Here is a 24,870-nt window from a genome sequence, read left to right on the forward strand (position 1 = left end):
GGGCCGGGCGGGGCCGCTACAAAGCTGTGTGCACGGCTGTGTACGCGCCTACGTACGCGGCTTCGGGTCCTCCCGGTGCCACGCGGTGATGCCCAGCTTGCCGGTGGTGCCGAGGTCGATCAGCTCACGGACCGTCTGCGGACGGCCGCCGCCCTCGGCCGGTGTGAGGGCCAGGAACGCGCCGTTCACGGCGGGGTCCGTCGCGCTCGTCACGCGGTTGCGCCACATCAGTACGGCCCTGGCGTGCTCGCCCGGCTTGAGGGTGAGCGGCTCGGGGCCGCGGTCGTCCACGATGTCCGAGCCATGGCTGATCTTCACGGCCAGCGGCTTGCGGTCCTCGTCGAGGACCTGGACGCCCGCGTAACCGTTCACCTTGTACGGGCGGTTGCCGCAGTTGGTCAGGGTGATGCCCATCGCGCGGGTGCCCATGGCGGCGTCCACCGGGAGGCCCTTGACGGCGACGCCGTCCGCGGGGCAGGCGGGCGCGGTCCTGGACGGCTTCGGCTTGGCCGCGGGCTTCTCCTCCGGCCCGGCCGAACAGCCCGCGCCCGCGAACGCCACGACGCCGAGCACGGCCGCCAGCACCGTCCGCTTCACGGGCCCGGCCGCTCTCCTGGTCACTGCTCCGGTCACTGCCCCACCCCGCGTTCGCCCCGGCGTCCGCGCGTCCCCGTACGGCGCGTGCCTCGTACCGATCAAGTCGGCCGCCAGCGTACCCGTACGGAAACGGCACCGGCATCGGCACCCACACCGGCGCCGTCCCCGGCACTCACGCCCCGAACAGCGCCCGGCACTCCGCCGTCCACCCCTCCACCCGGACCGGCACCGCCCGGTGCGCCTGCCACCCCGCCCGGTCCAGCCGCAGCCGCCGCAGCGTCCGCGCCTGCCCACGCACCGCGACGGTCCGCATGCCGTCCGGTACGTATCCGAGCTTGCGCGAGACGGCCAGGGAACGGGGGTTGTCCGTCATCGCGGCGGAGGTCACGGCGTGCGCGCCGAGCTGTTCGAAGGCGAAGTGCAGGACGGCCGCCCGCATTTCCGTACCGACGCCCTGCCCCTGCTGGGCCAGCCCCAGCCAGGAACCGGTCTCCGCCTCCCTGGTCACCCCGAACGCGGCGGCGACCAGGTCCTGGCGGCCCGCCACCCTTCCCTCCCGCACCACCGCGAGGCTCAGATTCCAGTCCTCCGGCCGCCAGTCCGCGACCGTGGCGAGCACGTGCTGGAACGTCGCGCGACCGCGCCCTTCGGCGGTGGTGTCCGTCCACGGCACGGTGAACGGCATCTCGGCCGCGTCGTGCACACCGTCGGCGGCGACCGTGGCCAATTCGTCGAGCAGGGCGAGGTCCGGCAGGCGCAGTTCGAGGCGCGGTGTGCGGATGCGGATTCCGTAGAGGGGCCAGTGGTGTCGGCGGGGCTGCTCCATGACGGAATGCTGCCGAACGCGCACGGTGTCCGTCGACCGGATTAACGCCTCTTCGCCGCCTCGGCCGTTCTCACCGGCCTCGGCCTTCGCGCCGCCGGTCGGCCCCCCGTAAGCCCGCCCGATGAGTCACGCGCCTCCGAGGAGTGCGGCCGCCACCGCCTTCGCGCGGTGGGCGGGCGCCGCCGAGCGCTCGCGCAGGGCCGTGACCTGGGCACCGTCGATCAACAGGGTGAGCTGCTCGGCCAGTTCCCGCGTCCGCTGCGTATACCCGGCGCCGGTGAGCAGTTCGGCGACGTACGAAGTCAGCGTGCGCTTGTGGGCCGCGGCGGCGCGGTGCGCCGCGCTGGCCGGATCCGCGATCTCGACCATCGTGTTGATGGCGGCGCAGCCGCGGTAGTCGTCGGACGCGAAGCGTTCGGCGAGGGCGTCGAAGAGGGCGAGCGGCGTGCCGCCGCGCTCGGCGACGGCGGTGTGCAGCCAGTCGAACCAGCGTCGGCCATAGCCGTCGATCATGGCTACGACCAGGTCGTCCTTGCTCGCGAAGTGCCGGTAGAACGAAGCCCGCCCCACCCCCGAGGTGGCGAGCAGCCGCTCCACACCGACGGCGCGGATGCCCTCGGCGTAGAAGAGATCTTCGGCTGCCCTGACGAGGCGTTCCCGGGCGTTGGTCGGCATACGGCCACGATAACCAACCTTGACTCCGAACGGAACCGATCGGTACCGTCTCGCCCACTCACCAGACGGAACCGATCGGTACCGTATTAATCATCCAGTAGACGATACCGATCAGTACCACTCCCGGAGCCGGAGACCGCATGCCCCGCAACAGCGCATCCGATCAGCCACCGCCTCTGCCACGCACGCCGCCTTCGCCGCCTGCATCCCCGCCGCCTCCCTCACCCTCATCGCCTCCTTCATCCCCGTTACCTCCTTCATCCCCTTCGCCGCTTTCATCGCCCCCGGGAAGCTGGCGCTTCCACGCGGCCGTGCTCGCGCTCGGGACGTTCGTCGTCGGCACCGACGCCTTCGTGATCGCCGGTGTCCTCCCCGACATCGCCGCCGACCTGCACACCGGCCTCGGCGCCGCCGGACAGCTCGTCACCGTGTTCGCCGTCGCCTACGCGGTGCTGTCGCCCCTCCTCGCGGCGTTCACCGCCGGCTGGTCCCGGCGTACGGTCCTGATCACCGCGCTGGCCGTCTTCGCACTCGGCAACGCGGCCACCGCCCTCGCCCCCACCTACCCGTCGGCCCTGGCCGCCCGCGTCGTCGCGGCGGCCGGCGCCGCCCTCTACACCCCGAACGCGTCCGCCACCGCCGCCGCCCTCGCGGGCGAGGCGTCCCGCGGACGCGCTTTCGCCCTGGTGAACACCGGGCTGACCTCCGCACTGATCCTCGGCGCACCGCTGGGCACCGCCATCGGCGGCGCATACGGCTGGCGCACCACGATGTGGCTGGTCACCGCCCTGCCCCTGCTCGTCGTACCGCTGCTCGCCGCCCGCCTGCCCCGCATCCACACCGACACCCCGCGCGGCCTGCGCCGCAGGCTCGCCCCACTGGCGGACCGCGGCGTGCTGTACACGCTCGGCGTCACCGTCGTGGTGTTCGTCGGTATCTACATCCCCTTCGAGTACATCAGCGCCGTCTACGGGCCCGTACTCGGCCACGGCGCGGGTGCCGGGGGCGAAGGGGGTGGGGGCAGCGGGCTGACGGCCGTCCTGCTCCTGGTCTTCGGCATCACCGGAACGGCGGGGAACCTGGTCGCCGGGCACCTCGCCGACCGCTTCGGCCCGCGGCGGGTGGTCCTCGGCGCCGCGCTCGCGCTCACCGTGGTCTTCGGGCTCGTACCGCTGACCCGCGAGTGGCTGCCCGCCGCGCTGGCCGCGGTGGCGGTCTCCGGCTGGGTGTCGTTCTCGGTGACCACACCGCAGCAGCACCGGATCGCCGCACTCGCCCCGCAGGCGCAGTCCGTGGCCGTCTCCCTCAACGCGGCCGCCATCTACCTGGCCGTGTCCCTGGCGGGCGGCCTGGGCGGCATCGGGCTGGAGACGGTGGGCGGAGCCCGGCTGCCGTGGCTGGCCGCCGGGTTCACCCTGACCGCCGCCGCGCTGACGGCCGTACACCGGCCGGGTCGGAACTGAACGGAGCGCGGGCCGGAGCACGGACCGGGGCGCGGACCGGACCGCGGACTCGTGCGGGAGAGGTCAGGCGGGAGAGGTCAGGAGGACACGGCGGTACGCAGCTCCGCCATGTCGATCTGCTCGGTCTCGTCGTGCGCGGTCAGGTCGATGACCCCACCGTCGCTGTCACCGTCACTGTCGCCCTCGGCCGCGTCCCCGGCCGAACCCTTCGAGTCCTTCGAACCCTTCGAGTCCTTCGCAGTCTTTTCCGTCGCCGCCGTCGCCGTCGTCGTCGGTTCGCCGGTGGCGGGCTTGCCCTCGCCGGACGTCACCTCGTCCGTCGTACGGACCCGGCCGAGCGCCGACTGTTCGGCGACCGCCTCGTCGCCGACCACGTCGGCGAGGTCCTCCTCCAACTGCCGGCCCGGCTTCGGCCGCCGCGTCACGGTCGACGGCACTCCCGCGCCCGGACCGCCCTGCGGCACCGCACCCGGTACGGCACCGGTGCCCGTGGCCGTACCGAAGAAGTCGAAGCCGCCCTGCACACGGGAGGTGGGCAGCCGCTGGGCCCGTACGGGCGCGGCGACGGCTGCCGCGGCCGGAACCGGGCGCAGACCGGACGCCACCCGCGTGGCCGCCTGCCCGACGGGAGCCCGGCCACGGCCGGGCTCTCCGCCCTCCACGGCATCAGACCCAACCGCATCCGCGCCGCCAGGACCGGCCGCAACGGACTCCGAGCCCGCCTGCTCCGACACCGCCTGCTCCAGCGCAGCCCGCTCCGACGCCCCCTGCCCCGGATCAGCAGACTCCGAGGCGACGACCTCCGGGGCGACGGCCTCCGAGTCAACGACCTCCGGAGCGACAGCCTCCGAAGCCACCGGCTCCGAATCGACGGACTCCCGAACGACGGACTCCGGACCGGCGGACCTCGGAACAACAGCCTCCGGATCGACAGGCTTCGGGTCGACAGCCTCCGGGTCGACAGATTTCGGATCGGCGGCCGTACGGCCCCGGCCTTGTGCAGCCGGGCGTTCCGTGGCCGCCACGGGATTCCCCTGGCCGTCCTCACCGTCCCGGTCCGGTGCGCTCCCGGCCTGGCGGGCCGCGTTGCCCGGCAGCTGCCGCAACGCTTCCGCAGCCCGGTGGTACATCACCGCGGTGAGCGCGCCCGGCACACTCCCCTCCGGGTCGGCCGCCGCTCCGGCCGCCAGCGCCGACAGTTCCCTGGCGGGCGTGCCGGACTCGATCGCGAGCAGGCGGCGGCCCTCCAGGGCGCTGGCGCGCTCGGTCTCGGCGGTGGCGTAGCGGCGCAGCAGCTCGGCGTGCTCACTGCGCAGCCGGGCCAGCTCGGCCCGCTTGGACCGCAGCTTGGTGTCCAGCTTGCCGCGTATCCCGCGGGACTCCTCAAGGTCCGATTCGAGCTCGGCTATGCGTTCGTCGGTCTTCCACTCGTCCCGCACCCGGGCGTTCTTCAGCTCGGCGACGCTCTTGCCTGCCGAACGGTCCCAGGTGCGCAGCAGCACGGAACCGGTGACCGCGGCGGCGGCCGCGCCCGTGGCGAGCACGCGCTGGACCAGGTCATCACCGACGAACCAGGCACCCGAGGCGCAGGCGAGGGACGCACCGGCGACCGTCACTGGGGGAAGAAGCCGGTGCAGGGGTGGCGAATGGCGGTGGCGTCCTCGTGGCATGGCCTGAAACTTACCGTGCGTGCGGGGCGTATGGGGCCCCGCCCGCCGGTTCGTTTCCCGGTGGTTACTTCTTTGCCAGTCCCTTCGACTCCAGATATGCGTTCGCGACATCCACCGGCTTCTGCCGTTCCGCGTCGACCTTGCGGTTCAGCTCGATCAGATCGTCGGTCGTCAGCTTGTCCGTGAGCTTGCCGAGAGCCGCCTCGATCTCCTTGTCGCCGGCGCTCTTGGCATTCACCACGGGCAGCACATTGTCGGCATTCTGCAGCTTCTTGTCGTCCTTCAGCAGCACCAGGCCGAAGTTGTCGAGCGTCGCGTCCGTCGTCGTGGTCAGCACCATCTGGTCCGTGCCGTCCTTGACGGCCTGCTTGGCCTGGGTGGTGCCGACGCCCTTCGGGTCGATGCCCGTCACGTCTATGCCGTACGTCTTCTCCAGGCCCGGCTTGCAGAACGGTCGCGTCTCGCACTCCTCGCCCGCCGCCAGCTTGATCTTCTGCTTGGACCGGCCGAGGTCCGAGAGCGTCTTGAGGTGGTACCGGTCGGCGAATTCCTTGGTCACCGCGAACGCGTTCTGGTCCGTCGCCTCCCCGGCCGGCAGCACCTTCAGTCCGCGGGGCGCGGCGAGCTCCTTCAGTGCCGCGACGGTCTTGGTGATGTCGCTGGAGGCGACGGGCTTCGCGGCGGGCCCGTTCTTCTTGGCGTTGAGGAATTCGGCGAGGGTCGAGGCGTATTCCGGTACGACGTCGATCTGGCCCTTCTCCAGCGCGGGCTCGTACAGCTCGCGATTCGCGAGCGTCTTGACGGTCGTGCGGTATCCCGCATCGGAAAGGATCTTGGAATAGATCTCCGCGAGCACCTTCGACTCGGTGAAACCGGCCGAGCCGATGGCGAGGTCCCCCTTCCCGCCGCCGCTCTTGGCGCCACCCTTCTCCTCCAGGCTCGTGCCCCCGCAAGCGGTCAGCCCACCCGCCAGCGCGAGCACCGCACCCCCCACGAGCGCGGCCCGCGCCGCACGGGACGGCCTACGGCCGGATCGGGGGTGGTGGCTGGGGCTGCTCTGGCTGTTCGGGTCCTGGTTCATACCGGTTCACCATCCAAGGAGGAGAGAAGAAAAAGTCCATGTGCGGGCCCCGACAGCCGAGGCCCCCATCACCGGGCCGCCCCCGGCAGCCGAGGCCCCCCGTCACCGGGCCACCCCGTCGCGGAGCCACCGTCGCGGGCCCCCGCCGAGGCGCCACCCCGCCCACCGGGCAAGGCCACACCATCGCGGAACCACCCCGTCACGGGACCATCCCGTCACGGGACCATCCCGTCACCGGGCTGCCCAGCCCACCGGGCAGGACCACCCCACCGCGAGACCGCCCCACCCACCGGGCAAGACCACCCCACCGCGAGACCGCCCCACCCACCGGGCAAGACCACCCCACCGCGAGACCGCCCCACCACCGGGCGAGCCCCCGGCGCCCCCGCCGGGCCATCGCCCCCGCCGGGCCGGGGCCCCGACGGCGGCTCCTTCGACGCGGCAGCCCGGGTTCATACCGGGCTCGTGCCGGGCTCACGCCGGGCTCATACGAGGCTCATGCTGGGCTCCCGGCAGCCGTGGCCGGCTCATCGGCCGACGTACGGGACTTCCGCGACCGGCCCCGGCCCCGCCGCATCGGGTCGAAGGCCCGGTCCGTCAGCACCAGCAGCCCTTCGACCACCAGCGCCAGTACGGCGACCAGCACCGCGCCGGCGACCACCTGCGCCGTGTTGTAGTTGCCGAAGCCGGCCGTGATGATGCGGCCGAGACCGCCACCGCCCGCGAGCGCGGCCAGGGTCGTCGTGGCCACGACCTGGACGCCGGCCGAGCGCAGCCCCGTCATGATCAACGGGTAGGCGAGCGGCAGCTCGACCCGCAGCAGCAGTTGCGGCCCGGACATGCCCATCCCGCGCGCCGCCTCGACCACGTCCCGGTCGGCCTCCCGCATTCCCACGTACGCGTTGGTCAGCAGCGGCGGCACCGCGAACAGCACCAGCGCGATGATCGTCGGCCAGTCCCCCGCCGTACCGAGCGGGCTGAGCGTCAGCAGGACCAGTACGGCGAACGTCGGCACCGCACGCCCGGCGTTGGAGATGTTGACCGCCAGCGCCCCGCCCTTGCCGATGTGGCCCAGGTACAGGGCGACCGGCAGGGCTATCAGGCAGGAGATCGCCAGGCACATCGCGCTGAGGTAGACGTGCTCGCCGAGCCGGTGCCACACCCCTTTCTCACCGGCCCAGTTGGCCGAGGCCGCAAGCCAGTCCCAAGCGCCCGTTATCGCGTCCATCGCCTCAGACCACCGCCTTCTTCGCCCGGCCCGCCGCCCGCCGCTCGCGCCGTGCGCGCGAGCGCGCCCGTGCCTGCGCCCGGGTCCACGGCGTCAGCAGCCGCTGGAGGCCGATCAGCAGGACGTCGGCGACCACCGCCAGCAGCACGCACAGCACCGAGGCCGTCAGCACCTCCGCCTTGAAGAAGCCCTCCATGCCGCTGGATATGAGGTTGCCGAGGCCGCCGTAGCCGACCACGGCACCGATCGTCGTCATCGCCACCGTCGAGACCGTCGCGATACGCAGTCCGGCCGTCAACGCGGGCAGCGCCAGCGGGAGTTCCACTCCGAAGAGCAGCTTCACGGGCCCGTAGCCCATACCGCGCGCCGCCTCGCGGACCTCCTGCGGCACCGACTCCAGCCCGGCCAGGATGTTGCGCACCAGGATCGTCAGGGAATACAGCACGAGTCCCGTGACGACGACGGCGGCCGAGACCCCGAAGACCGGTGTCAGCAGGGCGAACATCGCCAGCGACGGGACCGTGTAGAGAATCGTCGTCAGTCCGAGGACCGGTCCTGCGGCGGCCCGCCAGCGGCGCGCCAGGAGCGCCAGCGGGAAGGCGACCAGCAGGCCGATGACGACGGACACCAGCGTGATGCCCACGTGCTGGACGGTCGCGTCCACCAACTCGTGGCTGCGCGTCCGGACATACTCACCGCAGATCCAGTCGTTCGACTCCAGGCAGCTCTGCGCACTCACCCACGGTCACCTCCCCCGCCCTGTCGCTCACATTTTCGGTGACTGTCTGCGACCCTATCCCCCACCACTGACAATCCGACCGGCCCGCCATCCAGTCGTAACACGTCACACGCGACGGGACGGATTCCGCGGGTAGGAGCCGGGGAGCACAGCGCGCCTACCCGGCCGGCGACCGTCCACACTGGGGAACCACCATGATCCGTTTCGAGCACGTCACCAAGAGCTACGCCGACGGCACCACCGCCGTCGACGACCTCTCGTTCGAGGTCGCGGAGGGCGAGCTGGTCACGCTCGTCGGGCCGTCGGGCTGCGGCAAGACCACGACGATGAAGATGGTCAACCGGCTCATCGAACCGACCGGCGGTCACATCTACCTCGACGGCGCGGACATATCGACCATCGACCCCGTCGAACTGCGCCGCCGCATCGGCTACGTCATCCAGCAGGTCGGCCTCTTCCCGCACAAGACCGTGCTGGAGAACACCGCGACCGTGCCGCACCTGCTCGGCTGGCCGCGCAAGAAGGCCAGGGACCGCGCCGCCGAACTCCTCGACCTGGTCGGCCTCGACCCCTCGCAGTACGGGGACCGCTACCCCGAGCAGCTCTCCGGCGGGCAGCGGCAGCGCGTCGGCGTCGCCCGCGCGCTCGCCGCCGACCCGCCCGTCCTGCTGATGGACGAGCCGTTCGGGGCGGTCGACCCGGTCGTGCGCGAACACCTCCAGACGGAGTTCCTGCGGCTGCAGTCCGCGCTCCACAAGACGGTGCTCTTCGTCACCCACGACATCGAGGAAGCGGTACGGCTCGGTGACCGCATCGCCGTCTACGGGACGGGCCGCGTCGAGCAGTTCGACACCCCGGCCACGGTGCTGGGGGCGCCGGCCACCCCGTACGTCGCGGAGTTCGTCGGCGCCGACCGCGGGCTCAAGCGGCTCTCGGTGACGCCGATCGAGACCGGCGACCTGGAGCAGCCGCCGGTGGTCCGGCTCGACGACGACGCGGCGCGGGCCGCGGCGCGGCTCGCCGAGGAGGGGGCGGCGTGGGCCGTGGTCCTCGACGCGGACGGGGGCCTGCACGGGTGGGTCTCGGCGGCGGGCCTGGGCGCCGCGGGCGACGAGAGCGCCAAGGGCGCTGCGGGGAGCGGAAAAGCGGGAAGCGGAAAAGCGGGAAGCGGAAAAGCGGGGAGCGGGAATGCGGGGAGCGGGAATTCGGGGGCGGCCGGGAGCGAGGTGCGGGACCATGCGCGGCGCATGGACGCGTGGCTGCCGCTCGGGGCGCCGCTGAAGCAGGCGTTCAGCACGATGCTCCAGCACGACGCCGGATGGATCGCGGTGCTGGAGGAGGAACGATTCCTCGGTGTACTGACGCCCGCGGGGCTCCATGCCGCGTTGCGGCGGTCCACGGCGGCCGACGCGGGGCGCTTGGCGCGCGGCGAGGTCGTGGTGGAGAGCGTGCCGGGCGCGTAGCCGCGCGGAGCGCGGGGGTTGGCGGGTGGCGGTCCGGCCGCCGACCGGGTGCGAGGCCGCCGCTGGCCGGGTACGAGGCCGCGGCCAGCCGGGTACGGGTCCGCCGCCAGCCAGATGCGAGGCCGCCGCCGGCCGGGTGCGGGACCGCTGCGGCTGGGGCTGTCGCGGCCTGGCGGCCGCTCGTCCTCAAACGCCGGACGGGCTGACAAAGACCTGGGACCATTCACCGGTCCCGAAGCCCCCCGCCTCCCCCTACGCCGGACTCGCGCCCCCCGCCTCGTCATCGTCGTCCGGGAGTTTGCACACCCGCTCCAGGTAGATGGCGGCCGCCACCACCGCAGCGCCTGCCAGGACCGAGAAGCCCGCGTAGAAGGCCTGGTCGCGGCGGGGGTCGACGTCGAGTCCGGCGGTCAGCAGGAAGACGCCGACGCCGCCGTACAGGCCGGCCACCAGGGAGGCCACCAGGGCGCTCGCCTGGCCGAAGACGACGGCGCGGGCGGCGACCAGCGGGTCGACGCCCTTGGCGCCGGGGCGGCGTTCGCGCTGGGCGTTCAGGCGGGAGCGCAGGGACAGGGCGGTGGCGGCCAGGACGGCGGCGATCAGGGCCAGCACGATGGGGGCCGCCAGCGGCACGCTGGGGAGCGTGCCGAGGGAGTCCCACAGCCGGGCGCCGGCCCACGCCAGCACCCCGGCCGCCAGGAACAGCCCGACCAGCACCTTGATGTGTAGCTGCTTCACCGAGCGTTCGCCCCTTGTGCCCTCGTCCTCGTACGTGTGGTGCGGAATGCGGTCTTGTCCATCGTCTGCGGAATATACGGGTTGTGGCAGGTCCGGTACGGCGTACGGCGCGGGCGTCCGGCAGACGCACGGGCCCGTACCGTCCCAACGTCTACTCGGGCAGCCGCAGTTCCAGGTCGACGCGCGGCATGACGCCGTCGCGGCCGACCGCCGAGAGCAGTTCCACCACCGCACCGCGGCCCGGAACCTCCGCCTCCGGGTCGACGTCGTACCACGGCACCAGCACGAAGGCGCGCTCGTGGGCCCGCGGGTGGGGCAGGGTCAGCAGCGGGTCCTCGGAGACGACGTCCTGGTAGGAGAGGATGTCGACGTCGATGGTGCGGGGGCCCCAGCGCTCGTCGCGGACGCGCTCGAAGGCCTCCTCGATCGCGTGGCCGCGCTCCAGCAGCGAGGCGGGCGGCAGCGTCGTCTTGATGAGCACCACCGCGTTGAAATACGTGGGCTGCGAGCCGGGGTCGACGCCCCACGGCTCGGTCTCGTACACCGGCGAGACGGCCTTGACGCGGACACCCGGGGTGTCCTCCAGCGCGTCGATGGCGCCCTGGATGGTCTCCAGGCGGTTGCCGAGGTTGCTGCCGAGGGAGATCACGGCGCGTTTCGGGTTGGAGAGCGTCACGTCCGCGGCGTCCACCCGCTCCACCACGGACGTGGGCACCGGCTGTACGGTCGGGTCACTGCTGGTCATACTCGGCTCCGGGTGATGGTGATGGTCACGTCGTCAAAGGGGACAGTGATCGGGGCGTCCGGTTTGTGGACGACCACCTCCACCTCCTGCACCCCCTCATGCTTGAGGCACTGGCCGGCGATACGCTCCGCGAGCGTCTCGATGAGGTCGACGGGCTCGCCCTCGACGACGGCCACGACCTCCTCCGCCACGACGCCGTAATGCACGGTCTTCGCGAGGTCGTCGGTCGCCGCCGCCGGGCGGGTGTCCAGACCCAGCACCAGGTCCACGATGAAGGTCTGGCCCTCTTCGCGTTCCCGGGGGAAGACCCCGTGGTGCCCTCGGGCCTTCAGCCCCCGCAGCGCGACACGATCCACGCGAATCACACTCCCACTGGTCCCATTGGCACCTCTGGTACCACTGATCGTCGGACTTACGGGCGGGAACCAGAGACTCGTCCCGGCACGCCGCCCCATCATCGAATCTACCTGCGAGCACCGACAGCGCTTGCCCACGGGGGCCATGGACAAGGCCCCGCACGGCTGCTAGGGCGCTTCTGACGGGGCATTCACACGGTCATCCGCGCGGCCACTACCCGTGGCCCCGCGGTCCCACCCCTACCCGTGCGGCACTTGGCTCGAACGGGTGCGCCGGAGTCGACCTCGCTGACGCATTCCGCTGACGGGTCCGCAGGTATCTCCGCAGGCCGCCGACCTGGCGAAGGTCACCGTACGTCCACGGAACGACCACACAGCTGCCGCGGAACCGCGCGAGAACTTCACGCGAGTTTCACGTTCAGACCCCGCCGCCCACGCCTCCGGCGCCCGGCCCGTCGTCGCCGGTCTCGCCGCCGTCGCCGTCCCCGTCGTCGTCCTGGTCCGCCAGTACGGGCGACCCGTGGTGCGACCAGACCCGCCAGCCCTCCTCCGTACGCCGGAAGACGTTGGTCGCGACGACCAGCTGGCCGATCAGCGGCCCGACCGAGCCGTCCTCCTCGGCGGGCCCGCCGCTGAGGATGTTCTCGGTGCAGGTGACCAGCGCGGTGTCGCCGAGGACGTCGATCTCCACGTCCGTCAGGAAGAACTGGATGTACTCGGTGTTCGCCATGATCAAGGCGTACGAGCGCAGCACCTCGCCGCGCCCGCGCAGCACCGGCCAGCCCGGATGCACCACGCTCACCTGGCCGTCCATCCACATCTCGGACATGGCCGCGTGGTCACCGCGCTCCATGGCCTCGTACAGGTCGGTGTTCGCCTGTTCGACCAGCTCGATGTCCGTACGTGGAGTCACGCCGCTCCCGTCGCGTCCGCCGCACCCGCGGCGCCCGTCACACTCGTCCCGCCGGCTTTGTCCGCCGCGCTCTCGACGGCACGGGCGACCCGTACCGCGTCCGCGCTCGCGCGCACCTCGTGCACCCGCACCGCCCAGGCTCCCTCCCGCGCGACGATCGCCGACACCGCGGCCGTCGCCGCGTCCCGCTCGCGGGCGGGCGGCGGTGCGGCCTGCTCGTCCCCTGCCAGCACCCTGCCCAGGAAACGTTTGCGCGAAGCGGCCACCAGCAGCGGGCGGCCCAGCTCCCGCAGCCGCGCCAGGTGCGCGATCAGCGCGAGGTCGTGCCCGGCCTCCTTGGCGAAGCCCAGTCCGGGGTCGACGACGAGGCGCCCGGGGTCGATGCCGCCGTCGACCGCCCGGTCCAGGCTCTGGCGCAGTTCGCCCAGGACCTCGGTGACGACGTCCCCGTACACGGCCCGGTTGTTCATGTCGATGGACCGGCCGCGCCAGTGCATGACCACGAACGGCACCCCGGCCGCCGCGACCACCGGCACCATCGCCGGGTCGGCCGCGCCCGCGCTGACGTCGTTGACCAGTCGCGCGCCGGCCGCCACGGCCTGCTCGGCCACCGAGGCGCGCATGGTGTCCACGGACACCGTGGCCCCGGCGGCGCACAGCTCCCGTACGACGGGGACGACCCGGCGCAGTTCCTCCGCCTCGTCCACCCGGGCCGCGCCCGGACGCGTCGACTCGCCGCCCACGTCCACCAGGTCGGCTCCCTGCGCCACCAGGTCCAGGCCGTGCTTGACGGCGAGTTCGGTGTCGAACCACTGCCCGCCGTCGGAGAACGAATCGGGCGTCACGTTCACCACGCCCATCACCGCGCAGCGGCCCCAGTCCGGAAGTCCGGCCACCCGGCCGCGCAAGGTACTCATGTCCCCAGCCTAGGCGCCTCCCATGAAGACGCCGCCCACCCCCGGGAGGGGGCGGGCGGCGCACCGGGGACCAGGCGGCGCTACGCCGCCGGCTCGACCTCGTCCGCCCTGATCGGCGCCGTGGTGTGCGCGCACGGACGCGGCCCGGCGGTCTTCCCGCGGCGCAGCGCGCGGGGCAGTCCCAGCTCCAGGTACCCCTCGGCCTGGAGCGCGGCCAGGCCGATGCGCGGGATGTCCCGGCTGTTGCGGAAGACCACGAAGCGCGGCTCCCAGCGCGGGCGGAACTTGTCGTTGAACTTGTACAGCGACTCGATCTGGTACCAGCGGGACAGGAAGACCAGCATGCCGCGCCAGATCCGGATGACCGGCCCGGCGCCCAGCTTCTCGCCGCGCTCCAGGGAGGAGCGGAAGACCGCGAAGTTCAGCGACACCTGCTTGATCGCGAGGTCCGGGGCCGCCTGGAGGGAGGCGACGATCAGCAGCTCGTTCATACCGGGGTCGGCGCTGCGGTCGCGGCGCATCAGCTCCAGCGAGATGCCGTCCTTGCCCCACGGTACGTAGTGCTGCATCGCCTTCAGGTCGCCGAACGGGCCGGGCTCCTCGCCCTCGGCCGGCGCCAGGTGGGCGGTGGCGATGACCGCGTCGCCGTCCTTCACGGCGTCGATGCGGCCCAGCGCCATGGAGAAGCCGCGCTCGGTGTCGGTGTCGCGCCAGGCGTCGGCGGCCTGCTGGATACGGGCCAGCTCCTCGGGCTCCAGGTCGCGCACCCGCCGGACCCGGGTCTCGTACCCGTTGCGCTCGATGCGCTTGACCATCTGGCGTACGTTGCGCATCGAGCGGCCGGTGAGGGTGAAGTCCGCCACATCGACGATCGCCTCGTCGCCCAGCTCCAGCGCGTCCATGCCGGTCTCGCGGGTCCAGACCTGGCCGCCGGTCTCGCTGCAGCCGGTGACGGCCGGGGTCCAGGAGTGCGCGCGGGCCTCCTCCATGAAGCGCTCGATGGCGCCCGGCCAGGCCTCCACGTCGCCGATCGGGTCGCCGCTGGCGAGCATCACGCCGGATATCACCCGGTAGCAGACGGCGGCCTTGCCGGTGGGAGAGAAGACCACGCCCTTGTCGCGGCGGAGCGCGAAGTAGCCGAGGGAGTCGCGGCCGCCGTGCTTGGCGAGCAGGTCGCGCAGCTGCTCCTCGTCCTGCTCGGTGAGCCGGGCGGCCGGGTGCTCGGGGCGGAAGGCCAGGTAGGCGGTGGTGGCGGCGGTCAGCAGGCCGAGCGCGCCGAGCGAGTAGCCGACGGTGTAGTCGACGTTGTTCACGTACCGGACCGGGCCTTCGAAGCCGAAGAGGCCCCACATGACGTGCTTGAGCCGCTCCCACACCGACGGATCACCGATGATCTTGTGCGGGTGGGAGTTCACGATGATCAGGCCGAGGCCGAAGCTGATGCCGCCGAGGGCGACGAAGTTCAGCAGGGCCTTCACCCGGCTGCGCGGGTCCGGCAGGGCCTCGAAGGCGCGCCGGTGCCAGACCAGGAAGGCCAGCAGGGCCAGCGAGAGGGCCGCTCCGACGATGGAGTGCCGGTAGACGAGCTGGGCGGCGATGCCCACCGGGAGCAGCGAGACGGCCGCCACCCAGGCACGGCGCTTACGCCGTTTGAGTCCGTGGGCGAGCATCAGCAGCAGGATGCCGACGACGATGGAGGCGGCCGCCGCCAGGGCGCTCACGGTGCCCGGCAGAAACTCCGCCAGGGTGTGCAGCCAGCTGTGCCGGAAGCGGGGGAAGAGCCCGGCCACCAGGTTCAGCAGCCCGACGACCGCCCCGGCCGTCCCCACCAATGGCGGCACCTTTTCCGGGCGGGGGCCGCGCAGCCAGCGTGGCGGACGCCACGCAACCGTCCCGGACTTTTCGCCATCTAGCCTGTCAGACATTACTTTCCCGTCGCCCCGGTCGAGAGAACGTGCGAGTGTTAGTCGCAGCATCTGGACTTTTGCGCCCTGTATGACGGCGTTTCAGGGCCCGGGGTTCCACCTGCGGCACGGATGACCGGCCGCCCGGAAGAAAGCACCACATGGGTCTCACCAGCAAAAAAGTGCTGCTCTTGGCCGTCCTTTTCGCAGTAGCGCTCTTTGTTCTCACCATCTGGCTGTGGCCGCGCCTGTCCCGGCACAACTGGCGCACGGTCCTCGGCCGCATCGGTCTGCTGCTGGCGACCCAGCTGTCGATCTTCGCCTCGATCGGCCTCTTCGCGAACAATTCGTTCGGTTTCTACGCATCGTGGGCGGATCTGTTCGGCAAGGAGCAGGAGCCGGGCGTGGTGACCAATTACGAGACCGGCCCGAACGGCACCAAGCTGAAGATGCTCGGCAGCGAGCACGTCGGCGTACCCGGCGGGTCCAAGCCGCATGTGGGCGGCCGGATAGACAAGGTCATGCTCCAGGGCGAAAAGTCCAAGATCAACAGCCCGGCGTTCGTCTACCTGCCGCCGCAGTACTTCCAGGCCAAGTACGCGAAGAAGCGTTTCCCCGCCTCGGTGGTGCTGACCGGCTACCCGGGCACCGCACAGGCCCTCTACAAGAAGCTGCACTTCCCGCAGACCCAGCACGACCTGGTCCGCAAGAACAGGACGCAGCCGACGATACTGGTCATGATGCGCCCGACCGTCGCGCCGCCGCGGGACACCGAGTGCGTGGACATCCCGAACGGCCCGCAGACCGAGACCTTCTTCACCCATGACGTGCGGCACGACATAGCCAGCCACTACCGGGTGGGCACCGACGCCAGCAACTGGGGCGTCATAGGGGACTCCACGGGCGGCTACTGCGCCCTGAAGATGCCGATGCGCCACCCGAAGGCGTTCTCCACCGGCGTGGCCCTCTCCGGCGCGTACAAGGCCCCGCTCGACGCCTCGACCGGCGCGCTGTTCGGCGGCGACAAGCAGCTGGAGCGGGAGAACGACCTGATGTGGCGGCAGAAGAACCTTCCCGCGGCGCCGGTGAACCTCCTCGTCACCTCCAGCAAGCAGGGCGAGGAGAACTACAAGGACACGCTGAAGTTCATCAAGCAGACGAAGTCCCCCGGCCGGATCGCGTCGATCATCCTCGACAGCGGCGGCCACAACTTCAACACCTGGCGCCGTGAGATACCCGCCGCCTTGGAGTGGATGGGCGGCCACCTCAAGGCGTAGCGGCACTCTGCCCCAGGGGGCGAGGCATGACGCGGGCGGGGCCCGGTGGACTTCCACCGGGCCCCGCCCGCGTCGTACGACGGCCGCGAAGCGGCTCAGGGCCGCCTTCGGGCTCAGCGCGCCAGAATCAGGCTCATCGCCTCGGAACGGGTCGTGGCGTCCCGCAGCTGGCCGCGTACGGCCGAGGTGGTCGTCTTGGCGCCCGGCTTGCGTATGCCGCGCACCGACATGCACATGTGCTCGGCCTCGATCACCACGATGGCGCCGCGGGCCTCCAGGATGCGCATCAGGGAGTCCGCGATCTGCGTGGTGAGGCGTTCCTGCACCTGCGGGCGGCGGGCGAAGACCTCGACGAGGCGGGCCAGCTTGGACAGCCCGGTGATCTTGCCGCTGTCGGCGGGGATGTAGCCGACGTGCGCGACGCCGTGGAACGGCAGCAGGTGGTGCTCGCACAGCGAGACGATCTCGATGTCCTTGACCAGCACCATCTCGTCGTGACCGAGGTCGAAGGTGGTCGTCAGGACGTCCTCGGGCTCCTGCCGCAGGCCGGCCAGGATCTCCTTGTACGCGCGCGCCACCCGCGCGGGCGTCTCCAGGAGACCTTCCCGGTCCGGGTCCTCACCGACAGCGATCAGCAGCTCGCGTACGGCGTTCTCGGCGCGCTTCTCGTCGAATTCGCCGACCTTGCCGTCGCCGTCCAGCGTCACCGGATCGGTCATCTCGTGCCTCGTTCCTGTTGCGCCCGCTCCGCACGCGGAGTACCACACGTCCAGGCTAGAACCCGTGAGGCGGCACATTCATTCCGGGGCCGGTGTGGACCTCGTACCGAACCCGGCATATCGGGCCACACGGAACGAGAACCGGGCCCGTACGGAAGATTCCGTACGGGCCCGGTTCTCGCGTTGCGGCCGCTCGCCGAGCGGTCAGCCCTCGGGGCTCTGGTCCTCGGGGGCCTCGGCCTTCTCCGTCGAGACGGCCGGCGCCGAGGGGGCGGAGCCGTTGGCGGGCGCCAGCTCCTTCGGCGACAGCACCGGCGGGCGCGTCGACGGCGTACGCCGCGAGGAACCCGTCCACGCCGGGCGGGCCGGGCGCTTGACGATGTGCTTGAAGACCTCGGCGACCTCTTCCTTGTTCAGCGTCTCCTTCTCCAGGAGCTGCAGAACCAGGTTGTCGAGCACGTCGCGGTTCTCGACCAGGATCTCCCACGCCTCGTTGTGCGCGGTCTCGATCAGCTTCTTGACCTCTTCGTCGACCAGCGCGGCGACCTCTTCGGAGTAGTCGCGCTGGTGACCCATCTCACGGCCGAGGAACGGCTCGGAGTTGTCGGAGCCGAACTTGATCGCGCCGAGCCGCTCGGTCATGCCGTACTGCGTGACCATGGCACGGGCCGTCGCGGTCGCCTTCTCGATGTCGTTCGCGGCGCCCGTGGTCGGGTCGTGGAAGACCAGTTCCTCGGCCGCCCGGCCACCGAGCATGTACGCCAGCTGGTCGAGCATCTCGTTGCGCGTGGTCGAGTACTTGTCCTCGTCCGGCAGGACCATCGTGTAGCCGAGGGCCCGCCCGCGGGACAAGATCGTGATCTTGTGCACCGGGTCCGAGTTCGGGGAAGCCGCCGCGACCAGGGCGTGTCCGCCCTCGTGGTACGCGGTGATCTTCTTCTCCTTCTCGGACATGATGCGGGTCCGCTTCTGCGGCCCGGCCACCACGCGGTCGATCGCCTCGTCCAGGAACTTGTTGTCGATCAGCTTGGCGTCACTGCGGGCCGTCAGCAGGGCGGCCTCGTTCAGCACGTTCGACAGGTCCGCGCCGGTGAAGCCGGGGGTGCGCTTGGCGACGGCCGACAGGTCGACGTCCGGCGCGACCGGCTTGCCCTTCTGGTGGACCTTGAGGATCTCCAGGCGGCCCTGCATGTCCGGGCGGTCGACGGCGATCTGCCGGTCGAAACGGCCGGGGCGCAGCAGCGCCGGGTCCAGGATGTCCGGACGGTTCGTGGCGGCGATCAGGATGACGCCGCCCTTGACGTCGAAGCCGTCCATCTCGACGAGGAGCTGGTTGAGCGTCTGCTCACGCTCGTCGTGACCGCCGCCGAGGCCCGCACCGCGGTGCCGGCCGACGGCGTCGATCTCGTCGACGAAGACGATCGCCGGGGCGTTCGCCTTGGCCTGCTCGAACAGGTCACGGACCCGGGAGGCACCGACACCGACGAACATCTCGACGAAGTCGGAGCCGGAGATCGAGTAGAACGGGACGCCCGCCTCACCGGCGACGGCGCGCGCGAGCAGCGTCTTGCCGGTACCGGGCGGGCCGTACAGCAGCACGCCCTTGGGAATCTTGGCGCCCACGGCCTGGAACTTCGCCGGCTCCTGGAGGAACTCCTTGATCTCGTGGAGCTCCTCGACGGCCTCGTCCGACCCCGCGACGTCCGAGAACGTCGTCTTCGGCGTGTCCTTGGTGATCAGCTTGGCCTTGGACTTCCCGAAGTTCATGACCCGGGAGCCGCCGCCCTGCATCTGATTCATCAGGAACAGGAAGACCACGACGATCAGCACGAAGGGCAGCAGCGAGAGCAGCACGCCGACGAACGGGTTCTGCTTCGACGGGGAGACGGTGTAACCGTCCTTGATCTCGCCGGTCTGGTACTTGGCCTGCAGGTTCTTGGCCAGATCGACGCCCTGGTCGCCGATGTAGCTGGCCTGCAGCTTGTTGGAGCCGTCGACCTTGTTGTCGCCGGACAGCTCGACCTTGATCTTGTTCTCGTCGCCGGTCGTCAGCTCGGCGGATTTCACCTTGTTGTCAGTGATCGCCTTGACGACCTGACCGGTGTCCACCGTCTTGTAGCCGCCGGACGAGCCGACGACCTGCATCAACACGACCACGGCGAGGACGGCCAGCACGATCCACATGACCGGCCCACGGAAGTATCGCTTCACGTCCATCCATACGGAGCCGTCTAGGCCCCGTCCCTCCTGCCACAGTGAGGCACAACAGCCCTGTGGAGGGCTGGTCGTGCGTACGGTGTATTACTGGCCCGAAAAAAGACTGACCTTCGGACGGTACCCCAGCATTGTCACCCGACGACGCCGCCCACGGTTAACAATGCAGCTTCGGATGCCGTTCTCCCTGCTCCAACGGCGGGAGACCCCACGGGGTTCCCGCCGCCGGGCACCGGTCGGTCCCGGGCCCCGGCCGCACCGAAGGCGGCCGGACGGGTCTGCGCCGCTCAGCCGCCGTAGACGTGCGGCGCGAGCGTGCCCACGAACGGCAGGTTGCGGTACTTCTCCGCGAAGTCCAGGCCGTAGCCCACGACGAACTCGTTGGGGATGTCGAAGCCGATCCACTGCACGTCGAGGGTGACCTTCGCCGCGTCGGGCTTGCGCAGCAGCGTGCAGACCTCCAGGCTCGCGGGCTCGCGGGAGCCGAGGTTCGACAGCAGCCAGGACAGCGTCAGGCCGGAGTCGATGATGTCCTCGACGATCAGGACGTGCTTGCCCTTGATGTCGGTGTCGAGGTCCTTGAGGATGCGCACCACTCCGGAGGACTGGGTGCCCGCGCCGTACGACGACACGGCCATCCAGTCCATCGTGACGGGGGTGGACAGCGCGCGCGCCAGATCCGCCATGACCATCACGGCGCCCTTGAGGACGCCGACCAGGAGCAGGTCCTTGCCCGCGTACTCCGCGTCGATCTTCGCCGCCAGCTCGGCCAGCTTGGCGTCGATCTCTTCCTTGCTGATGAGCACCGACTGAAGGTCGGAACCCATGTCCTTGTCGTCCACCCGTGCCACTCTCGCTCGGTTCGGTGTCGTGAGACTCGTGAAGCGGGGCGGTGCCCTTCGGTGTCCTGTGGCTCAGCCCTGCCGGATCACCAGTCTGCCACCCTGCCGTCGCACACCCACGCGCCCGGGGAGGTTGACGGTCCCCTGACCCCGCCAGCCGGTGATCAGCCGGTCCACTTCCTCGATGTGCCGGGCGAACAGCGAACCGGCCGGAGCGCCCGCCGCGATGGCGGCCCGGCGCAGCACCCGGCGGCGCACGGCGGCGGGCAGCGCGTACAGCGCGGTGGCGTCGAGGGTGCCGCGCTCGTCGAGGACCGTGCGCTCCGCGTCGGCGGCCCAGGAGTCCAGGGCGTCGGCGTCGTCCCGGGAGAGCTGCGCCGTACGGGCCAGGGCCTCCACGACGCCCTTGCCGAGCGCCTTCTCCAGCGCGGGCAGGCCCTCGTGCCGCAGCCGGGAGCGGGTGTAGAGGGGGTCGGCGTTGTGCGGGTCCTCCCAGACGGGCAGCGACTGGATCAGACACGCCTTGCGGGCGGTCTGGCGGTCGACCTCCAGGAACGGGCGGCGGTAGCGGCCGCCGCGGCCGGCCTTGGCCGCCATGCCGGACAGCGAACGGGTGCCGGAGCCGCGGGCGAGCCCCAGCAGGACCGTCTCTGCCTGGTCGTCGCGGGTATGGCCGAGGAGGACGGCGGCGGCACCGTGCCGCTCGGCGGCGGCGTCCAGCGCGGCGTAGCGGGCGTCACGGGCGGCGGCCTCGGGGCCGCCGGCCCGGCCCACCTCGACGGCCACCGCGTCGACCGGGTCCAGACCGAGGGAGCGCATCCGCAGGACGACCTCGGCGGCGCGGACGTCGGAGCCGTCCTGCAGGCCGTGGTCGACGGTGATGCCGCCGGCCCGTACGCCCAGCCGGGGCGCCTCGAAAGCGAGTGCGGAGGCGAGTGCCATGGAGTCGGCGCCGCCGGAGCACGCGACGAGCACCAGCGGGGGCCCGTCCGCCACGGCGGCCGTCAGCGGCGCCCCGGCGGGCCGCGCGGGGCCCGCGGCGACCGGCTGCTGGGCGGGGTGCGCGGAGGCCGGGGAGTGCGAGGAGTGCGAGGAGTGGTGGTTCAGTACGTCGTGAAGTACGCGGCGGACCGCCACGCGTATCGCGGCGACCGCTGGATGGGGACCCATGTCCGTTTCCAATCGTCAGCAGAGGGCCTCGGGCCGTCTCTGGCTTTTCGTCACACAGAGTGCCTAGATGGTGACAGAGACGAGCACTTCCCTGAGCATTGCACGCCTATCCTGCGGTCACGGTCCCTCAGAAGAGTGATTGAGGGGAGCGTTCACCTGCCTCGCGGTGCGCCCGGCTCACACCTCCGCCCCGCCGGGCTCCGCCCCCTAGCGGTGCACCCGCGCGACCCAGTCCGCCGGTTTGGCGATCTCCTGTTTGGTCGGCAGCGTGTTCGGTGACGTCCACACCCGGTTGAAGCCGTCCATGCCGACCTCGTCGACCACCGCCCGCACGAACCGCTCGCCGTCCCGGTACTGGCGCAGCTTCGCGTCCAGCCCCAGCAGCTTGCGCAGCGCCTGGTCGAGCCGGCCCGCGCCGCTCGCGCGCCGCTTCTGGAACTTCTCCCGGATCTCCGCGACGGACGGCACCACGTCCGGGCCGACGCCGTCCATCACGTAGTCGGCGTGCCCCTCCAGCAGCGACATCACCGCCGTCAGCCGGGCCAGGATCTCCCGCTGGGCCGGGGTCTGCACCAGATCGACGAAACTGCGGCCCCCTTCGTCGGCCTCCTCGCCCTCCGGCCGGCCGCCGGTCAGCGACTGGGCGGCCTCCCGCAGCCGCTCCAGCAGCGTGCCCGGGTCGATCTCCGTCTCGCCGAGGAAGGACTGGATCTCCCCCTCGATGTGGTCGCGCAGCCAGGGCACGGCCGTGAACTGCGTACGGTGCGTCTCCTCGTGCAGGCAGACCCACATGCGGAAGTCGTGCGGGTCCACCTCCAGCTCCCGCTCGACATGGACGATGTTCGGCGCGACGAGCAGCAGCCGGCCGCCCTGCGCCGCGGCCGGCAGGTCCCGGGAGGCGGGCGCGAACGTCTCGTACTGCCCGAGGACCCGCGAGGCCAGGAACGACAGCAGCATCCCCAGCTCCACGCCGGTCACCTTGCCGCCGACGGCTCCCAGCACCGCGCCGCCCGGCACGGAGGAACGCCGCTCCTCCATCTTCTGCAGCAGCGGCTTGAGCACCGCCCGGAAGCCGGCCACGTTCGCCTTGATCCAGCCCGCCCGGTCCACGACCAGGACCGGGGTGTCGTGCGCCTGCTCATGGCTCTGTTCCGACCCCGGCGGCCCCTCCGTCTCCGGCTGCACCATGCGGGTGAACGCGCGCACGTGCTCCTCGGAGGACTTCGCGTGCCTCCGCAACTCGGCGACGATCGCCCGTGCCTCGTCCCGGCTCACCTCTGGTCCCGGCCGTACGAACCGGGTCGCGGTCGCTACCGCGAGGTTCCAGTCGACCATCTCCACACCACCGATGCTCGTCATGGGTTCACGGTACGTGGGCGCTTCCGCTGGGGGTAGCGCAGCGCCCTTTGGGCGCGGGTTGCCGGTTCTTCGGTGCCGGTCCGCTCTTCGCCTGCGGCGGGCCGGGCCGGTTTGGTGGTGACGGTTCGCCCTCGGGTGCGGTTCGCCTGCGGCGGGCCTGGCCGGTTTGGTGGTGACGGTTCGCCCTCGGGTGCGGGTTCGTTGCGCCTGCGGCGGGCGGTGGCCGCTGCGCGGGGCTGTCTGGTTCGGGGACGGGCCTGCGCGGCAGGCCGCTCCGGCCCGCCCCCTTCCGTTGGGGGGGTGGGAAGAGAGGTGGGTGGGGGCTGATCTCGGTGGCCCGGTGGCGCCTTGGAGTCAGCGGCAACCGCAGTTGGCCAGGGCTGAGGCCATCTTGTCCAAGGCTTGTTGGGCTGCCTGGGCGTCGGTGGTGTGGTTGGTCATGAAGGCGAAGACCAGGAGGCGGCCGTCGGTGTCCAGGACCGTGCCGGCCAGGGTGTTCACGCCGGTGAGGGTGCCGGTCTTGGCCCGTACGGTGCCTGCGCCCGCCTGCTCGCTCGCGTAGCGGCCGCGGAGTGTGCCGGTGAATCCGGCGATCGGCAGGCCGGTGGCGACCGACCGCAGTTCGGGGTGTTCGGCGGAGGTGGCCAGCGCGAGCAGGCGGGAGAGCAGGCCCGCCGAGGCCCTGTCGGTGCGGTCCAGTCCGCTGCCGTCCGCGAAGACGGCGCCGGTCAGCGGCAGGTTCAGCTTCGACAGTGTCTTGCGTACGGCCCGGTCCGCGCCCTCGAAGCTGGCCGGTTCGCCGGTGGCCAGGGCCGTCTGGCGGGCCAGGGCCTCGCCGATGTCGTTGTCGCTGTTGGTCAGCATCCGCTCGACGAGACCGGCGAGCGGCGGTGAGCTGGTGGTGGCGAGGCGGCGGGCCTTGGCGGGGGCGGTGGTCCGGGCGGGTGTGCCCTCGACCGTGATGCCGCGGTCCTTGAGCAGCTGTGCGAACGTCCGGGCCGCGGTGGCCGCCGGGTCGGTGTCGCGCGGTGCCGGGCCGGCCCGGGTCTCGTCGAGGCGTCCTTCGTCGGCCATGAGGGAGGTGACGGGGGTGATGTTCTCGTTGGGGCTTATGGGGTGGAGGACCGGGCCCGTGTAAGCCGAGAGGTCGTAGCCGAGCCGGACCTTGCCGGTGCCGCGCTCCTTGAGGGCACGGGCCGTGTCGTCGGCCAGCGTGCGGAGGCTGGCGGGCTGGTCCTGGACGCCGTGCTCCGGGGCGCGGGCGGTGAGCGTGGGGTCGCCGCCGCCGACCAGGACGAGGCCGCCGCGGGCGCCCTCGACGACGGTGGTGTCGATGCGGTGCTCGGGGCCGAGCGCGGTGAGCGCGGCGGTGGCGATGGCGAGTTTGACCGTGGAGGCGGGGGTGGCGTTCCGGCCCGGTTCCGCGCCGAAGAGTTCGCGGCCGGTCGCGGCGTCCACGACGGAGGCGGTACGCAGCGAGCCGAACGCGTCGTCCTTCATCAGCGGCGCGAGGACGCCGGCCACCCCCTTGGCGCTGGGCGGACCGTTACTCCCGGCGCGCGGGGGCACACCGATCGCGGCCAGGACGGGCGGCGCGCTGGGAGCCGGGGCGGTACCGCCGGGAACGTGATGCTCGCCACGCGTATCTCCGGGCGCCACGGCGCGGGCGCGCTCGGCCGTACGCTGGCCGGAGTCCCACGGACCGGCCGCCGCCACCGCTCCGGCCGAGACCAGCAGGCCGAGGACGGTGGAGCTGGCCGTCAGCCGTACGGTCTGCCGCTGCTGTTTGGAGGCGGACCACCAGGCGTTACGGGTGGAGTCCGCCGCGGACCGGTAGGCCGAACGTGCCGAACCGGCCGCCGAACGGGTCATGGACACGGCGGCGGACCCCGCCGACCGCGCCGAGCCCGCCGCCGTCCGGACGGAACGTTGCGCCAACCGCTGCGCTGCCTGCCATCTGACCTGCAACGACCT

At 71.6% G+C, this 24,870-nt stretch carries 22 protein-coding genes; 3 read left to right on the forward strand and 19 right to left on the reverse strand.

Annotated features, from left to right (window positions below; genetic code table 11):
* Positions 1-48: 48 nt before the first annotated feature.
* The 3 genes from A6A06_RS08715 to A6A06_RS08725 form a co-directional block, all read right to left on the reverse strand.
* Positions 49-597, reverse strand: coding sequence for a DUF4232 domain-containing protein (locus A6A06_RS08715; RefSeq protein ID WP_073760622.1), 549 nt, complete (start codon positions 595-597; stop codon positions 49-51).
* Positions 598-769: 172 nt separating this feature from the next.
* Positions 770-1,423, reverse strand: coding sequence for a GNAT family N-acetyltransferase (locus A6A06_RS08720; protein ID WP_073760623.1), 654 nt, complete (start codon positions 1,421-1,423; stop codon positions 770-772).
* Positions 1,424-1,549: 126 nt separating this feature from the next.
* Positions 1,550-2,098 (reverse strand): TetR/AcrR family transcriptional regulator, encoded by a 549-nt coding sequence (locus A6A06_RS08725; RefSeq protein WP_073760624.1) that lies wholly within the window; start codon positions 2,096-2,098, stop codon positions 1,550-1,552.
* A gap of 311 nt (positions 2,099-2,409) precedes the next feature.
* On the opposite strand from A6A06_RS08725, the gene A6A06_RS08730 reads away from it, so the two are divergent.
* Positions 2,410-3,561 (forward strand): MFS transporter, encoded by a 1,152-nt coding sequence (locus A6A06_RS08730; protein ID WP_073760625.1) that lies wholly within the window; start codon positions 2,410-2,412, stop codon positions 3,559-3,561.
* 77 nt (positions 3,562-3,638) lie between these two features.
* Here A6A06_RS08730 and A6A06_RS08735 read toward each other — a convergent pair whose 3' ends face one another.
* From A6A06_RS08735 to A6A06_RS08750, 4 genes are all read right to left on the reverse strand, one after another.
* Entirely contained in the window at positions 3,639-5,177 is a 1,539-nt protein-coding gene (locus tag A6A06_RS08735) for a hypothetical protein (RefSeq protein ID WP_079193897.1), read from the reverse strand.
* 118 nt (positions 5,178-5,295) lie between these two features.
* Positions 5,296-6,312: an ABC transporter substrate-binding protein gene (locus tag A6A06_RS08740; RefSeq protein ID WP_242440646.1), complete on the reverse strand. Its 1,017-nt coding sequence runs from the start codon at positions 6,310-6,312 to the stop codon at positions 5,296-5,298.
* A 496-nt stretch (positions 6,313-6,808) separates the two neighbouring features.
* Entirely contained in the window at positions 6,809-7,540 is a 732-nt protein-coding gene (locus A6A06_RS08745; protein ID WP_073760626.1) for an ABC transporter permease, read from the reverse strand.
* Positions 7,541-7,544: 4 nt separating this feature from the next.
* Positions 7,545-8,279 carry an ABC transporter permease gene (locus A6A06_RS08750; protein ID WP_073760627.1) on the reverse strand — a complete coding sequence of 245 codons (735 nt, stop codon included), beginning with the start codon at positions 8,277-8,279 and terminating at the stop codon, positions 7,545-7,547.
* A 194-nt stretch (positions 8,280-8,473) separates the two neighbouring features.
* Between A6A06_RS08750 and A6A06_RS08755 the strand changes: the two genes are divergently transcribed.
* Positions 8,474-9,742, forward strand: coding sequence for an ABC transporter ATP-binding protein (locus tag A6A06_RS08755; protein ID WP_073760628.1), 1,269 nt, complete (start codon positions 8,474-8,476; stop codon positions 9,740-9,742).
* A 252-nt stretch (positions 9,743-9,994) separates the two neighbouring features.
* On the opposite strand, the gene A6A06_RS08760 is transcribed toward A6A06_RS08755, so the two are convergent.
* From A6A06_RS08760 to A6A06_RS08785, 6 genes are all read right to left on the reverse strand, one after another.
* On the reverse strand, positions 9,995-10,480 hold the full coding sequence (locus A6A06_RS08760; RefSeq protein WP_073760629.1) for a DUF3180 domain-containing protein: 486 nt from the start codon (positions 10,478-10,480) through the stop codon (positions 9,995-9,997).
* A gap of 151 nt (positions 10,481-10,631) precedes the next feature.
* Positions 10,632-11,225: a 2-amino-4-hydroxy-6-hydroxymethyldihydropteridine diphosphokinase gene (gene folK, locus A6A06_RS08765; protein WP_073760630.1), complete on the reverse strand. Its 594-nt coding sequence runs from the start codon at positions 11,223-11,225 to the stop codon at positions 10,632-10,634.
* Positions 11,222-11,581, reverse strand: a complete 360-nt coding sequence (gene folB / locus A6A06_RS08770) for a dihydroneopterin aldolase (RefSeq protein WP_030019216.1) — start codon at positions 11,579-11,581, stop codon at positions 11,222-11,224. Before folB ends, folK begins: the two co-directional genes overlap by 4 nt.
* Positions 11,582-11,999: 418 nt before the next feature.
* Positions 12,000-12,494: a nuclear transport factor 2 family protein gene (locus A6A06_RS08775; protein WP_073760631.1), complete on the reverse strand. Its 495-nt coding sequence runs from the start codon at positions 12,492-12,494 to the stop codon at positions 12,000-12,002.
* Complete coding sequence (gene folP / locus A6A06_RS08780) at positions 12,491-13,411, reverse strand: dihydropteroate synthase (protein WP_073760632.1); 921 nt, start codon at positions 13,409-13,411, stop codon at positions 12,491-12,493. Before folP ends, A6A06_RS08775 begins: the two co-directional genes overlap by 4 nt.
* A gap of 80 nt (positions 13,412-13,491) precedes the next feature.
* On the reverse strand, positions 13,492-15,336 hold the full coding sequence (locus A6A06_RS08785; protein WP_199930772.1) for a phosphatidylglycerol lysyltransferase domain-containing protein: 1,845 nt from the start codon (positions 15,334-15,336) through the stop codon (positions 13,492-13,494).
* Positions 15,337-15,476: 140 nt separating this feature from the next.
* Between A6A06_RS08785 and A6A06_RS08790 the strand changes: the two genes are divergently transcribed.
* Positions 15,477-16,592, forward strand: coding sequence for an alpha/beta hydrolase-fold protein (locus A6A06_RS08790; protein ID WP_073760634.1), 1,116 nt, complete (start codon positions 15,477-15,479; stop codon positions 16,590-16,592).
* 113 nt (positions 16,593-16,705) lie between these two features.
* Here the strand turns inward: A6A06_RS08790 and folE are convergent, their stop codons facing one another.
* The 6 genes from folE to dacB all read right to left on the reverse strand — a co-directional run bounded on the left by folE (position 16,706) and on the right by dacB (position 24,768).
* Entirely contained in the window at positions 16,706-17,311 is a 606-nt protein-coding gene (folE, locus tag A6A06_RS08795; RefSeq protein ID WP_073760635.1) for a GTP cyclohydrolase I FolE, read from the reverse strand.
* 204 nt (positions 17,312-17,515) lie between these two features.
* Positions 17,516-19,528 carry an ATP-dependent zinc metalloprotease FtsH gene (ftsH, locus tag A6A06_RS08800; RefSeq protein WP_073760636.1) on the reverse strand — a complete coding sequence of 671 codons (2,013 nt, stop codon included), beginning with the start codon at positions 19,526-19,528 and terminating at the stop codon, positions 17,516-17,518.
* Positions 19,529-19,812: 284 nt separating this feature from the next.
* Positions 19,813-20,352: a hypoxanthine phosphoribosyltransferase gene (gene hpt, locus A6A06_RS08805; protein ID WP_073760688.1), complete on the reverse strand. Its 540-nt coding sequence runs from the start codon at positions 20,350-20,352 to the stop codon at positions 19,813-19,815.
* An 87-nt stretch (positions 20,353-20,439) separates the two neighbouring features.
* Positions 20,440-21,537 carry a tRNA lysidine(34) synthetase TilS gene (gene tilS, locus A6A06_RS08810; protein ID WP_073760637.1) on the reverse strand — a complete coding sequence of 366 codons (1,098 nt, stop codon included), beginning with the start codon at positions 21,535-21,537 and terminating at the stop codon, positions 20,440-20,442.
* A 207-nt stretch (positions 21,538-21,744) separates the two neighbouring features.
* A complete protein-coding gene (locus A6A06_RS08815; protein ID WP_073760638.1) occupies positions 21,745-22,896 on the reverse strand; it encodes a zinc-dependent metalloprotease in 1,152 nt (383 codons plus the stop codon).
* Positions 22,897-23,250: 354 nt separating this feature from the next.
* Positions 23,251-24,768, reverse strand: a complete 1,518-nt coding sequence (dacB, locus tag A6A06_RS08820) for a D-alanyl-D-alanine carboxypeptidase/D-alanyl-D-alanine endopeptidase (protein WP_242440654.1) — start codon at positions 24,766-24,768, stop codon at positions 23,251-23,253.
* Between the last annotated feature and the right edge of the window lie 102 nt (positions 24,769-24,870).

This window comes from Streptomyces sp. CB02923, assembly GCF_001905005.1.
Lineage (GTDB): Bacteria > Actinomycetota > Actinomycetes > Streptomycetales > Streptomycetaceae > Streptomyces.

Excerpts from the sequence above, each read along its gene's own strand:
- A6A06_RS08745 (WP_073760626.1), bottom strand. The coding sequence starts at position 7,540 with ATGGACGCGATAACGGGCGCTTGGGACTGGCTTGCGGCCTCGGCCAAC.
- tilS (WP_073760637.1), bottom strand. The coding sequence starts at position 21,537 with ATGGGTCCCCATCCAGCGGTCGCCGCGATACGCGTGGCGGTCCGCCGC.
- hpt (WP_073760688.1), bottom strand. The coding sequence starts at position 20,352 with ATGGGTTCCGACCTTCAGTCGGTGCTCATCAGCAAGGAAGAGATCGAC.
- folE (WP_073760635.1), bottom strand. The coding sequence starts at position 17,311 with ATGACCGATCCGGTGACGCTGGACGGCGACGGCAAGGTCGGCGAATTC.
- A6A06_RS08740 (WP_242440646.1), bottom strand. The coding sequence starts at position 6,312 with ATGAACCAGGACCCGAACAGCCAGAGCAGCCCCAGCCACCACCCCCGA.
- A6A06_RS08815 (WP_073760638.1), bottom strand. The coding sequence starts at position 22,896 with ATGACGAGCATCGGTGGTGTGGAGATGGTCGACTGGAACCTCGCGGTA.
- A6A06_RS08755 (WP_073760628.1), top strand. The coding sequence starts at position 8,474 with ATGATCCGTTTCGAGCACGTCACCAAGAGCTACGCCGACGGCACCACC.
- A6A06_RS08720 (WP_073760623.1), bottom strand. The coding sequence starts at position 1,423 with ATGGAGCAGCCCCGCCGACACCACTGGCCCCTCTACGGAATCCGCATC.
- A6A06_RS08725 (WP_073760624.1), bottom strand. The coding sequence starts at position 2,098 with ATGCCGACCAACGCCCGGGAACGCCTCGTCAGGGCAGCCGAAGATCTC.
- A6A06_RS08785 (WP_199930772.1), bottom strand. The coding sequence starts at position 15,336 with ATGTCTGACAGGCTAGATGGCGAAAAGTCCGGGACGGTTGCGTGGCGT.
- folP (WP_073760632.1), bottom strand. The coding sequence starts at position 13,411 with ATGAGTACCTTGCGCGGCCGGGTGGCCGGACTTCCGGACTGGGGCCGC.
- ftsH (WP_073760636.1), bottom strand. The coding sequence starts at position 19,528 with ATGGACGTGAAGCGATACTTCCGTGGGCCGGTCATGTGGATCGTGCTG.
- A6A06_RS08790 (WP_073760634.1), top strand. The coding sequence starts at position 15,477 with ATGGGTCTCACCAGCAAAAAAGTGCTGCTCTTGGCCGTCCTTTTCGCA.
- dacB (WP_242440654.1), bottom strand. The coding sequence starts at position 24,768 with ATGACCCGTTCGGCGGCCGGTTCGGCACGTTCGGCCTACCGGTCCGCG.
- folK (WP_073760630.1), bottom strand. The coding sequence starts at position 11,225 with ATGACCAGCAGTGACCCGACCGTACAGCCGGTGCCCACGTCCGTGGTG.